At 68.9% G+C, this 12,109-nt stretch carries 11 protein-coding genes; 3 read left to right on the forward strand and 8 right to left on the reverse strand.

The window, feature by feature from the left end:
* Positions 1–8 precede the first annotated feature (8 nt).
* Complete coding sequence (locus AADI75_RS10700; RefSeq protein WP_341209016.1) at positions 9–455, forward strand: hypothetical protein; 447 nt, start codon at positions 9–11, stop codon at positions 453–455.
* 29 nt (positions 456–484) lie between these two features.
* Here the strand turns inward: AADI75_RS10700 and AADI75_RS10705 are convergent, their stop codons facing one another.
* Complete coding sequence (locus AADI75_RS10705; RefSeq protein WP_028966160.1) at positions 485–1,117, reverse strand: DedA family protein; 633 nt, start codon at positions 1,115–1,117, stop codon at positions 485–487.
* A 79-nt stretch (positions 1,118–1,196) separates the two neighbouring features.
* Here AADI75_RS10705 and AADI75_RS10710 point away from each other — a divergent pair, with 79 nt between their 5' ends.
* Positions 1,197–1,991: an aldo/keto reductase gene (locus AADI75_RS10710; protein ID WP_341209017.1), complete on the forward strand. Its 795-nt coding sequence runs from the start codon at positions 1,197–1,199 to the stop codon at positions 1,989–1,991.
* Positions 1,992–2,048: 57 nt separating this feature from the next.
* Here the strand turns inward: AADI75_RS10710 and AADI75_RS10715 are convergent, their stop codons facing one another.
* The 3 genes from AADI75_RS10715 to AADI75_RS10725 all read right to left on the reverse strand — a co-directional run bounded on the left by AADI75_RS10715 (position 2,049) and on the right by AADI75_RS10725 (position 5,255).
* Positions 2,049–3,446: a UdgX family uracil-DNA binding protein gene (locus AADI75_RS10715; protein ID WP_341209018.1), complete on the reverse strand. Its 1,398-nt coding sequence runs from the start codon at positions 3,444–3,446 to the stop codon at positions 2,049–2,051.
* An 8-nt stretch (positions 3,447–3,454) separates the two neighbouring features.
* A complete protein-coding gene (locus AADI75_RS10720) occupies positions 3,455–3,940 on the reverse strand; it encodes a hemerythrin domain-containing protein (protein WP_341209019.1) in 486 nt (161 codons plus the stop codon).
* Between the two features lie 61 nt (positions 3,941–4,001).
* Positions 4,002–5,255: a putative DNA modification/repair radical SAM protein gene (locus AADI75_RS10725; RefSeq protein ID WP_341209020.1), complete on the reverse strand. Its 1,254-nt coding sequence runs from the start codon at positions 5,253–5,255 to the stop codon at positions 4,002–4,004.
* Between the two features lie 65 nt (positions 5,256–5,320).
* Here AADI75_RS10725 and AADI75_RS10730 point away from each other — a divergent pair, with 65 nt between their 5' ends.
* Positions 5,321–6,565: a hypothetical protein gene (locus AADI75_RS10730; RefSeq protein WP_341209021.1), complete on the forward strand. Its 1,245-nt coding sequence runs from the start codon at positions 5,321–5,323 to the stop codon at positions 6,563–6,565.
* On the opposite strand, the gene AADI75_RS10735 is transcribed toward AADI75_RS10730, so the two are convergent.
* The 4 genes from AADI75_RS10735 to AADI75_RS10750 all read right to left on the reverse strand — a co-directional run bounded on the left by AADI75_RS10735 (position 6,510) and on the right by AADI75_RS10750 (position 12,060).
* Positions 6,510–9,902 (reverse strand): AAA family ATPase, encoded by a 3,393-nt coding sequence (locus AADI75_RS10735; RefSeq protein ID WP_341209022.1) that lies wholly within the window; start codon positions 9,900–9,902, stop codon positions 6,510–6,512. The two genes, AADI75_RS10730 and AADI75_RS10735, sit on opposite strands and share 56 nt — an antisense overlap.
* 211 nt (positions 9,903–10,113) lie before the next feature.
* On the reverse strand, positions 10,114–10,869 hold the full coding sequence (locus AADI75_RS10740; RefSeq protein WP_341209023.1) for a thioredoxin domain-containing protein: 756 nt from the start codon (positions 10,867–10,869) through the stop codon (positions 10,114–10,116).
* A 16-nt stretch (positions 10,870–10,885) separates the two neighbouring features.
* Positions 10,886–11,548 carry a thioredoxin domain-containing protein gene (locus AADI75_RS10745; RefSeq protein WP_341209024.1) on the reverse strand — a complete coding sequence of 221 codons (663 nt, stop codon included), beginning with the start codon at positions 11,546–11,548 and terminating at the stop codon, positions 10,886–10,888.
* Positions 11,545–12,060 (reverse strand): DciA family protein, encoded by a 516-nt coding sequence (locus tag AADI75_RS10750; protein ID WP_341209026.1) that lies wholly within the window; start codon positions 12,058–12,060, stop codon positions 11,545–11,547. Before AADI75_RS10750 ends, AADI75_RS10745 begins: the two co-directional genes overlap by 4 nt.
* Between the last annotated feature and the right edge of the window lie 49 nt (positions 12,061–12,109).

A 12,109-nucleotide genomic window follows, 5' to 3' on the forward strand; every position in this document is an offset into this window, starting at 1 on the left:
TCCGTTCGATGCGTCGTCGCCTCTCGCCGATCCTGTTGACGCTTTGTGCGGCGCCCGCCGTGGCGCAGGTCGGCCCGCCCGCCAGCACGACTCGTGTGCCGAAGATCACCGTTGCGGAGGGCGTGTCGCGCAGCGCGCCGGTGAACGGCGTGATCGTGCTGTACGGCAACGAACGCTGCCCGACCGACAATGACGGCAACGAAGTGGTCGTCTGCACCCGCCGGCCGGCCGAGGAGCAATTCCGTATCCCCAAGGAGCTGCGCAACTTTGAGGTGACGCCCGAGAACGAGAATTGGGCGGCGCGCGAGCAGGCCAATCGCGATGTCGGGACGGTCGGGGTCGGGAGCTGTTCGACGGTCGGCGCGGCGAGCGCGACCGGCTGCGTCACGCAGAATGCGACGCGGTGGAAGAAGGAGCGGCGTGCCGAGGCGAAGCGGGACACGCCGGAGCTATAGAACACTCCGCGTCCGGGCGACGGCGGGCGTCAGCCCTTCGCCTTCATCCCCTTGACACGGTGCCAGATGTAGAAGGCGATCGCCGCGACCAGCACGACACCGATCGCCGCGTCGGCACGGTGGAAGAAGGCCTTGAGCCGGGGATCGCTGTTCCACTTGTCGCCAAGCGTCATGCCGATCCAAGCGAGCAGCAGGCAGAACGGCCACGAGCCGATGAAGGTATAGAGGTGGAAGGGGATCAGCTTCATCCGCGCGACCCCGGCGGGGAAGGCGATGAAGGTGCGGATCACCGGTAGCATCCGTCCGATCAAGATCGCCCACGCGCCCCAGCGATTGAAGAAGCGATCGGCAAGGTCCAGCTCGCCCGGCCCGAGCAGGACGTAGCGCCCGAACTTCTCCGCCATCGGCCGCCCGCCGCGCCGCCCGATCTCGTACGCGACGATCGAGCCGAGATTGCAGCCGAGCGCGCCCGCGGTCGCAGCAAGAAACAGGTTCAGCTCGCCGGTCGACACCAGATAGCCCGCGAACGGCATGATGATCTCGCTGGGCAGCGGAATGCACGCGCTCTCGATCGCCATCAGCAGCGCGATACCCCAGTAACCGCCGGCGGAGATGACGGCGATGGCAAAGCCCGCAAGGGCGGCAAGGATCTTCTCGACCATGAAGCGCGCTTGCGGCACTGCGGCACGAAAGGGAAGCGGGAATCTGGAACCGCGCCGGGACAGCAACGGTTCGTCGCGGATGACAGACCTGATCCTCAACGACGGCCGCGCGATGCCGCAGCTCGGCCTTGGCACCTACCAGATCCCGGATGCGCAGGTCGCATCGATCGTGCGCGCCGGGCTCGATCTCGGCTTCCAGCTGTTCGATACCGCTGCACTATACCACAACGAGCGTGGCGTCGGGGAGGGGCTGGGGCATGACGATGTCTGGGTGACCACCAAATTGTGGCACGACCAGCATGGCGATGCGGCGGCGGCACTCGACGCCAGCCTGGCGTTGCTCGGGCGCGAGCATGTCGATCTATACCTGGTCCACTGGCCGCATCCCGCGGGCGGGCGGTTCGTCGATGCGTGGAAGACGCTGGTCGAGCTGCGCGAGCGCGGGCTGGCACGATCAATCGGTGTGTCGAACTTCCTGCCCGAGCATCTCGAAGCGATCATCGACGCGACCGGGGTGGTGCCGGCAGTCAACCAGATCGAATTGCACCCGACCTTCCAGCAGCGCGACGTACAGGACGTCAATCGCGCGCACGGGATCGTCACGCAGAGCTGGAGCCCGTTGGGTCAAGGCGCAACGCTGACGGACGAGCGGATCGTGCGAGTCGCGAGCGAGGTCGGTGCCACCCCGGCGCAGGTGATTATCGCCTGGCATCTGGCGAAGGGTCTGTCGGTCATCCCCAAGGCGGGCGATCTGGACCATCTCGCTAGCAACTGGGGCGCGCAGCAGGTGCGGCTGTCGGATGCGCAGATCGCAGCGATCGATGCGATGGATGACCCTGACGGACGGATGGGGCCAGATCCGCGGAACATGTGAGGCGCAACCGACCGCACCCTCCTCGTCATCGCTTCGCTACGCTCGCAATGGCGGCCCTCAGGCCAGCGCTGCGTGCGCCAGCTTCAGATCCTCGACGAAGCGCGCGAATTCGCTGGTGCGCGCGTCCTCGTCGGGCAGCCGCAGCAGATAGCTGGGGTGCACCGTGATCCATGCCGCGCCGCCGTCCGGCAAGCGTTGCTCGCGCCCGCGTTCGCGGCCGATCGTCATCACCTTGCCGAACAGGCTGCGCGCGGCGGTCGCGCCGAGCGCCACCGTCACCTTGGGGCGCAGCAATAATTGCTCCTGCTCAATCCACCAGCGGCACGCCTCGATCTCGCCCGCGTCGGGCTTGGCGTGGATGCGGCGCTTGCCGCGCGGCTCGAACTTGAAGTGCTTGACCGCATTGGTGACATAGGTCTGCTCGCGGGTGATCCCGGCGGCGGCGAGCGCGCGGTTGAAGACCTGACCGGCCGGGCCGACGAACGGGTGACCGGCAAGGTCCTCCTGATCGCCCGGCTGCTCGCCGACGAACATCATCGGTGCCGACACCGGTCCTTCGCCGAAGACCGTCTGGGTCGCATGTTTGTGGAGGTGGCAGCGCGTGCAGGCCGTCGCCTCGTCGCGTAACGCTTCCCACGCGAGTTGGGCGTTGCCGCCGATCTCCTCGCGACCACGGGCCCGTTCGATCATTCCGCTCTCCCGTGCCTGCGCGCTGGCCAGCAATTGCGGGACCAGCGCGGTTTCCGGCATGTTCTTCCAGTATTTGCGCGGCATCTCCTTGAGCATCGCATTCACCTTGACGCGCGCGGGATTGAAGATGCTCGCGTAATAGGTCTTCCACACTTCCTCGACCGGATCGCCTTCCGGCGCATCTCCACGCACCGCCGGCGGGCCTTCGGTCAGTCGCGCGCCGTCCCAGTGAATCGACACCTCCGGCGTGAGGATCGACCAGCGCATCGATGCGAAGCGGTTGACGAAGAAGGCGGCGTTGGCGCGGACGATATGGTGCTCGGGCTCGAACCACGCGACATAGCGATCGCCATCGTCGTCGGTCACGCTGCGGAAGCGGACGAAGGCGCGCATCTTGTGAATGTCGCGGCGCACCGCCTTCGCGAACCCCTCGAGGCGGCGGACGAGGGGGTCGGCATGATCCTCGACCAGTCTCGGCATTTCGCGCAGCCGCCACAACAGGGTGTAGAGCAGCGCGAACCGCTCAGGGTCGTGGTGGAGGATCGCGTCGCCCGCCAGCGCGATGAACACACGCGACACGCGCAGCGGCGAGGCGGCGGGGGGCGGTGGCGCGGCAGGCTCTGCCGCCGTGGCGAACAGATCCTCGGCTGCCGTACCGATCTGCCAGACGACGCGATCCGGCGGCACGTCGGCGGCGAGCAACGCGCGCGCCGCTTCCCGCCATGCGTCCATATCGTCGGGCGCGGAGAGGGTCGCGACGCGCATCGGCGTCGTCAGTCGCGCTCGTCGCCGCCGGGCGGGTTGTCGCGCGCCAGCTCCAGTTCGGCGGGCTTGCGCTCCTCATAGGTGTCGGCGAGCCGTTCCTCAGTGGCTTCGTCAAGCTTCTCCTCGGCGGCGGGGAACATTTCTTCCTCTTCCTCGTCAATGTGATGCTCATAGCGGTGCCGCATGTGCGCGAACTTCTGCTCCCACGCGTCCGAGCCGAACTCCATGTCGAGCAATTCGCCGATCAGATCGTCAACTTCCTTATGCTCGGCGACCGAATGGCGCGCGTCGTCACGCAGGTCAGGGCGGCCGAGCATCGTCGCGTAAAGTGATTCTTCCTCGGCGGCGGCGTGGCTCTGCACTTCCAGCCGAAACGCCTCGAACAGCTCCCGACGCTCGGCGCCAGCGCCGTCCATCCCATCGAGCCGCTTGAGCATGTCGCGCTGCTTGTCGTGATCGCGCTTGAGGTCCGCGTAGATTTCTGCCTGCGCCATATCGATCTCCTTCGAGGCCGAAGCGCATGAGGCGGCGCGCCGTTTCACCCGCGATTCATTCTCACGCGCCGAACAGTTCCAATTGTTGGCGGGCGGGGCGCGGCGCGACGAGCGGCTTGAGTTCGGCGCGGTCAGCAAGCGTGATCGGTCGCCAGTCCTCGGCGACGATGAACGGGCGAATCCGTGCGATTGACACGGTCAGTCGCGCGACATCGTCAAGCCGCAGCCGCCGCCAGCGGCGCGCGGCGAGGATGCTTTTGACCGCTTTCGTGCCCAGACCGGGCACGCGCCAGAGCAGTTCGCGCGGCGCGCGGTTGACGTCGACCGGGAAATGATCGCGAAACTTGAGTGCCCAGGCGAGCTTGGGATCGATATCGAGCGGCAACATGCCGGTCGCGTCGTCGGTCGCGGCCACGACTTCGCGCGGTTGGAAGCCGTAGAAGCGCATCAGCCAGTCGGATTGGTACAATCGGTGTTCGCGCATCAGCGGCGGGCGCTGCAACGGGAGCACGCTGGATGCGTCCGGGATCGGACTGAACGCCGAATAATAGACGCGGCGTAGTCCGAAGCGGTCATAGAGCGTCGAGGCCTTGGTGACGATGTCGCCGTCAGTCGCCGCGTCAGCGCCGACAATCATCTGCGTCGACTGGCCGGCGGGGGCAAAGCGCGGCGCCGACTTGTACTTGGTGCGTGCCTCCGCAGTGTCGACGATCGCGGTCTTCATCTCGCCCATCGCGCCTTCGATCCGCGCATTGTCCTTTTCGGGGGCAAGCCGCTTCAGCCCGCCGACGGTCGGCAACTCGACATTGATCGACACGCGATCGGCGTAAAGCCCGGCCTGATGCACCAGCTCCGGATCGGCATCGGGGATTGTCTTGAGATGGATGTAGCCGCGGAAGTGATGATCCTCGCGCAGGCTGCGCGCGACCTCGACCAGTTGCTCCATCGTGTAGTTCGAAGATTTGATAATCCCCGACGATAGGAACAACCCCTCGATATAGTTGCGCCGGTAGAAAGAAAGCGTGAGGTTCACCACTTCCTGCGCGGTAAATCGCGCTCGGCGGACGTTCGAACTCTTGCGGTTGATGCAATAATGGCAGTCGAAGATGCAGCTGTTCGTCAACAGGATCTTGAGCAGCGAGATGCAGCGACCATCGGGCGCATAGGCGTGGCAGATGCCCATCCCCTCGGTCGAGCCGAGCCCCTTACCGTCGGCGGAGTTGCGCTTCGCCGTGCCCGACGAGGCGCAGGAAGCGTCGTATTTCGCTGCATCCGCAAGGATTTCCAGCTTCTGTCGGACATCCAGTTGCGCCATGTGTTCGATGTATGTTCACTGAGGTGGCTTGTCGAGAGCACTTCGCTTTGTCATGGATCAGCCCCGTGCAAAGGATTATCGATCGGCTTGGCCCCAACGGCCCGTATCTGGCGCTGGCGCTGACGTGCCTGCTCGGCTGGGGCTTTAAGGCGCATTGTGGGGCCGGATGGAGCGGGTCCGAGCAGTATATTACCGGCTGTTATAGCGATGCGGTGCCGTTCTGGGGCCTGCGCGGCGTCGCGGCGGGGCAGATTCCGTACTTCGAGGCGCGGATGGAATATCCGGTGCTGACCGGGGCGCTGATCTGGATCGAGGGGCTGGTCGCGCGCGTCATCGGCGGACGCGGCGCAGACGCGGCCGACTTTCTGAATGCGGTGACGCTCGGCAACGCGATCCTCGCGTTCGTGGTGCTGGAATTCATGCGGAACGCGGGCGTCGGGGTGCGGCGGCAATATGCATGGGCGCTCGCGCCGCCGCTGGTGCTGTACCTGGGGCACAATTGGGACCTGCTGGCGGTGACGTTCGCAGTCGCCGCGCTACTAGCTGCGCGGCGCGGGGCCGAGCGGAAGGCGACCGCGCTGGCGGCGCTGGGCGGTGCGGCGAAGCTGTTTCCGGTGCTGATGCTGCCGCTGTTCGGGCTGGGCGCGTTGTTCCGCCCCGGGTGGCGCTGGCCGCGACGGATCGGGGCGGCGGGAGTGCTGGTGTTGGTCGCGGTGATCGCGTGGAGCGCCGTCAACCTGCCCGTTGCCGCGCTGGCGTTCGAGAACTGGCGTGAATTCTATGCCTTCTCCAGCGAGCGTAGCGGGACGGCGGCGAGTGTGTGGGAATTGATGGCGCAGTTCGGCTGGTGGGCGACCGACATTCCGACGCGCAATGTCTGGTCGTTCGTGCTGTTCGCAGGCGGTGCCGCGACGATCGTCGCGGTGGGCTGGCGCCAGCATGGCGCGCGGCCGTGGGTGCTGTTCATGCCGGTGCTGGCGTGGTTCCTGCTGACCAACAAGGTCTATTCGCCGCAATTCGACATGTGGCTGTGGCCGATGATCGTGCTGACCGGCACGCGCGTGCGGGCGATGGTGCTGTTCCTGCTCGGCGATCTGTTCGCCTATTTCGCCGAATTCTGGATGTTCGCCGGCCTGGAGGGTGCGTGGCCGTCCGCGACGCAATCGGACATTCTCGCCGCCGCGCTCGTGCGCGGCGTGGCGATGCTGTGGCTGATCCACGGTGCGGTGCGTGACGATGCGCCAGCGTGGGCGATCACTCCGCGGCCAGCAGCTCCGCCGCCTGAAGATCGACCGACACCAGCCGGCTGACCCCCTTCTCGATCATCGTCACCCCGAACAGCCGGTGCATCCGGCTCATCGTCACCGCATTGTGCGTGACGATCAGGTAGCGGGTGTCGGTTTCGCGGGCCATGCGGTCGAGCAGGTCGCAAAAGCGCTCGATATTAGCGTCGTCGAGCGGGGCGTCGACTTCGTCGAGGACGCAGATCGGCGCGGGATTGGTCAGGAACAGCCCGAAGATCAGCGCGATCGCGGTCAGCGCCTGTTCGCCCCCCGACAGCAAGGTCAGCGATTGCAGCCGCTTGCCGGGCGGCTGCGCCATGATCTCCAGCCCGGCTTCGAGCGGATCGTCGGAGTCGACCAAAGCGAGATGCGCCTGCCCGCCGTCGAACAAGGTGGTGAACAGGCGCCGGAAGTGGCCATCGACCGCCTCGAACGCGGCGAGCAGCCGTTGGCGGCCCTCGCGGTTGAGCGTGCCGATCGAGCCGCGCAGCCGGTTGACCGCTTGACCCAGCTCGTCACGTTCGGCAGCGGTGGCGGCGCCGGCGGCTTCCAGCTCGGCAAGTTCCTGTTCGGCGACCAGATTGACGGGGCCGAGCCGCTCGCGGTCCATGACCAGCCGTTCGTGCGCCGCCGATTCCTCGGCGGGGCTCGCGACCGAGTCGCTCTCGAATCCGACGCGCGACGGCAGGGTTGGGGCGGGGCATTCGAAGCGCTCGCCCGATACCCGACCCATCTCGACGCGGCGTAGTTCATGGCCTTCGAGCCGCGCGACCGACCCGGCACGCCGCTCGCGCGCCTGCGCCAGCGTCTCGGCGGCGCGCGTCAGTGCGGAGTCGGCGACGCGCAGCGCGACGTCCGACTCGCGCTCGGCTTCGTGGGTCGCGTCGGCGGCGGCGCGCGCGGCGGCGTGCTCCGCCTCCAGCGTCGCGATCTCGGCCGCGAGTGCAGCCGGGCGCTCCGACAGGTCGGCGAGTTCGGCATCCAGTGCCGTGGCGCGCTCCGCCATCTCGTCGAGTCGTCGCGCCGCCTCGCCGGCGCGGGCACGCCAGCCGAGCGCCTCGTCACTCGCCCCCGCCGCCCGGGCCCGCGCCTCCTCGAGCGTCCGGTCGTGCGTGCTGCGATCGGCGCGGGCGAGCGCGACATGCGCGCGCGCCGCCTCCGCCTCCGCGCGCAGCCGGGCGGTGGCCGCCGCTGCGGTGGCCCCGTCAGGGAGCGCGGCGACCGCCTCGGCTGCCTCAGCCTGTTCAGCATCGGCCTCACCGGCCTCGGCGGTGACGCGGGCGGCACGCGTGGCGAGGTCGGCCTGCTGCGCCGACAGCCGCTCGATCAAGGCAGTGGCACGATCCTCGTCCCGCTGCGCGGCGCGCGCCGCCGCTTCGGCCTCGGTCACCAGCGCCCGCGACGATTGCGCGGCGACGCGCGCCCGCGCGATCCGTTCGTCGATCCTCGTCCGGCGAGTCGTGGCGGCCTCGACCGCCTGTTCGGCGGCGGGGCGCTCGGCTTCCAGCGCGCTGATCCTGTTGAGGCGCTGCAATCGCTCGGCGGCCGCCACTCCGCCGACCTCGCTGACATAGCCGTCCCAGCGCCGGACGTGACCGGTGCGGGTGACGAGCCGCTGCCCGACCTGAAGCACCTGACCGGAGTCGCCCGCGACCAGAAACACCTGCGACAGTCGACGTTCGAGCGCGGGCGGGGCGGTGACGCGCGCGGCGAGCGGCAGCGTGCCGACCGGGGCGGGAGGATCGGTCGGGTCGAGCGCGGCGCCGGTCCAGTCGGCCAGCGCGGTTTCCAGCTCGTCGCCGAGCACCGCCGCCAGCGCACGCTCGAACCCCGGTTCGGCGGAAACCGCGTCGATCAATCGGTCGCCGTCGCGCGCGGTCGACTGGCGGAGCGCGGCGAGTTCGCCGTCGAGCGCTGCCAGCGCGGCGATCGCGGCGGCACGGCTCGCTTCGGCGGGGTCGCGTTCCTCGCGCGCCTCGGTCTCGTTCGTCTCGGCCCAGGTCAACGCCGCCGCTGCCTTTTCGGACTTTTCCTGCGCCGCGGCGAGCGCCGCCTGCGCGGCGGCGCGTTGTTCCTCCAGCATTGCGGGATCGTCGAGCGCCTCGATCGCTGCGGCGAGCTGCACCGCCTCGCGGCGGGCGCGATCATAGCGCGCTGCCGCTGCCGCCTGTGCGGCGAGCGCGACGCGGCGCTCGGCCGCCTCGGCCGCCTCGGCGGACATCGCCTGCGCCAGCGCGACCTCGGCATCGCGGGCGCGGCGCTCGGCCTCGGTGAGTGCGGCGTCGAGAGCCGGGCGCGCGGCGGCACCTTGTGCGATGCGCTGCTTCAGGGCGTCACGCTCTTCGGTCAGGCGTGCCATCGCCGCCGCTGCGTCATGCGCGAGCGCATCTTCGCGCGCGCGGTCCTCATCGATCCGGGCGCGGGCGGCGCGGGTATCGGTCAGGCGGCGCTCGACGCCGAGGCGCTGTTCCTGAAGCCGGGTGAGCTGGTGCGCGATCTCCGCGGCGGCATCGCGGGCGGCGAGCGCGGCGTCGCGGGCGGCGACGTGGCGTTCGGCGGCGGCGTGTTGCGCGGCCTGTGCTGCGATGCTGTCGCTGGTTGCGGTGGCGAGTGCTGCCTCAGCAGCGTCCGCTTCGGTTTTGGCCTCGGTGGCGGCGGCGGCGGCGTCGCGCCAGCGCGCGAAGATCATCCGTGCTTCGGCGAGCCGGATCTGTTCGGAGAGCAGTCGGTAACGTTCGGCAGCGCGGGCCTGTCGCCTGAGCGCGGTGATCCTCATATTCTGGTCGGCGAGCAGTTCGTCGAGCCGGGCGAGATTGGCCTCTGTAGCGCGCAGCCGCGTCTCGGCATCCTTGCGGCGAACGTGGAGTCCGGCGATGCCGGCGGCTTCCTCCAGCATTGCGCGCCGCTCGGCGGGGCGCGCGGCGATCACCGCGCCGATGCGGTTCTGGCTGACCAGCGCGGGGGAGTGCGCGCCGGTCGCCGCGTCGGCGAACAGCAACTGGACGTCGCGGGCGCGAACATCGTGGCCGTCGATGCGATAGGCGGAGCCCGCGCCGCGCTCGATCCGGCGGACGATCTCGCTTTCCTCGGGGCCGTCGGGGCCGTCGCGCTCGGCGAGCAGCGCGACCTCGGCGAAGTCGCGCGGCGGGCGCGAGGCGGTGCCCGCGAAGATCACGTCCTCCATGCCCGCACCGCGCATCGACCGGGCGCTGTTCTCGCCCATCGTCCAGCGCAGGGCTTCGAGGAGGTTCGACTTGCCGCAGCCGTTGGGGCCGACGACGCCGGTGAGGCCGGGCTCGATGCGGAGGTCGGCCGGGTCGACGAAGCTCTTGAAGCCGGTGAGGCGGAGGCGCTTTATCCGCATCGCGTCAGGCGGCCGTGACGACCGTCATTCCCGCGCAGGCGGCAATCAAGAACCCCCGACGTCCCCGAAATAAGCGCGACGTCCGCGCGTCTGGATTCCCGCCTGCGCGGTAATGACGGGAGGGGGCGGCGGGGCGACGAGATGGGGGCACGGCAGACGCGTTCGACACCCGCCCGTGTCGGGCGTCCGTGGCGACGGACGCCCGCCGGCATCACGCGCCCGCGTTCTTCAGCGCCGTCTCGACCTGCGCCCAGGTGACGCCGTCGACCTTCGCACCGTTCAGGATGAAGGTCGGCGTGCCGGTGACGCCGTTCTTGTCGGTGCCGTCCTGCATCATCTTGGTAAGCTGATCGATCGCCTTGGCGTCGGTCAGGCAGGCGCGTGCCTGCGCCTCCGGCACGCCGCGCTGCTTGATGAACTCGAGGTAGCCCATCTTCTCGGCCCACGCCGTGGCGACCTGCGCGGGGGCGGCGTTCTGCGTCTGTTGCAGGAACGCCTGATCCTGCGCGATCTTCATCTGCGTATCGAGGAACTTGGGCTGATCAATGTACATCTGCTCGAGGATCGGGAAGAACGGCTGCGGCCCTGCGCAGCGGCCGAGCAGCGCCGCGGCGAGATCGGGCGGGCCGTGCACCAGGAAGTCGCGGAACTCATACGAGACCTTGCCGCTCTTGACGTAATTGTCCTCGAGCGGGCGCATGCCCGTCTGACCGAACGCACCGCACGTCGGGCAGGTGCGCGATCCATATTCGACCAGCTTCAGCTTGGCATCGGGGTTGCCGACGACATAGCCGCCCTCAGGGGTGGCGGACACGACCTGCGTCCAGTCCTGACCGGCAGGGGCCGCGACCGCCTTCACCGATCCCGCGGGTGCAGTCGGCGTGCTGCTGTTGCCGTCGCCCGCGCCGCTGCCGCAGCCGGCGAGCAGCGCGACTGCCGCCAGCAAGGGGGTTGCCATACGCTTCATCGTGTCACTCCGTCGCTCATTTCGCACCCGCCGCGCGCAATTGCGGCTGCAACTGCGCCCAGCCGACATTCTGGATCAGCCGCCCGTTGATCTCGAAAGCGGGCGTACCCTGCACCTTGGACGTGCTCTCCGATACCGCAATCGTCTTCTTTACCGCCGCATCGTTGGCGAAGCACGATGCGACCGCAGCGGTGGGAGCCCCCGCGTCGCGCGCGATCGCGGTAAGCCCGGCGCCCTCGGCGATGGCGGAGAGCTGCGCCAGTTGCGGCCAGCTCGCGATCCGGTCGCGATTGCCCTGCGCCCACTCGCTGGCGCGATCGAGCCATTGTTCCTGCTTCTGGAAGAAGGCGGCGTGGACGCGCGGGAACGCCGCCGCGCCCGAGCAGCGCGCGAGCGTGGCGGCGGCGAGGTCGATGCCGTCATGCACCTGGTTGCGCAGCTCGATGCTGGTCGAGCCCGAGCGGACCATCGCGCCGAGCGGGGCGTCGGATTCCTGCGTGAAGTGCGCGCAATGCGGGCAGGTGTAGCTGACGTATTCGACCAGCTTCACGCGTGCTTTGGGATTTCCGATCAGATAGCTGCCGCTCGCCACCGGGGTTGCGACCGCGGTCCACGGACGCGGCGCGCTGGCGGCAGTAAGCGCGACGGCGGCGAGCAGGGGAATGAGGAAGCGCGTCATCGGACCTTCGGCAGCACAGGGCGGGGGGCGGCCACGCCGGAGGCGAGCGCCTCCAGCACGGCCTTCAATTCGGGATCGGCGATCGTGCGCAGGCTCTGCCCCATTTCCGGCGGGGCCGGCGCGAGCGACGGCGGGGCGCGGCGTTCGGGGCGACGCGTGACCTCGCCGTGCCGGATCGCGACGCGCACCACCGCGGCATAGCCGAAGAAGCGGTTCACCCGCTCGATGATCTCGGTCGTCAAATGGCTCATCATCGCAGCATGGGCGCCGCGCACCGTGAGCGTCAACACGCCGTCCTGCTTCTTCCCCGCGGGAAACCGGATCGATTCCGGGGTGCTGGCCGCCGCGAGTCGCTCACCCACGATCTCGGGCCAGCGCGTGACGATCGCCGATTGCACGAAGCCGAAGCGGCGGAACGCCGCGCCGCCGACCGCGGGCAACAGCTCGGCGACCTGTCGCGACCGATTGTGGCGCGGGGATTCGGTTTTGGGATCGCCAGCGCGCTTGCTCATTCCGTCGCCCATGCCATAGCCGGGGCATGGACGCCAAGCACCGGATCGA

This window comes from uncultured Sphingomonas sp. (genome assembly GCF_964021865.1).
Lineage (GTDB): Bacteria > Pseudomonadota > Alphaproteobacteria > Sphingomonadales > Sphingomonadaceae > Sphingomonas.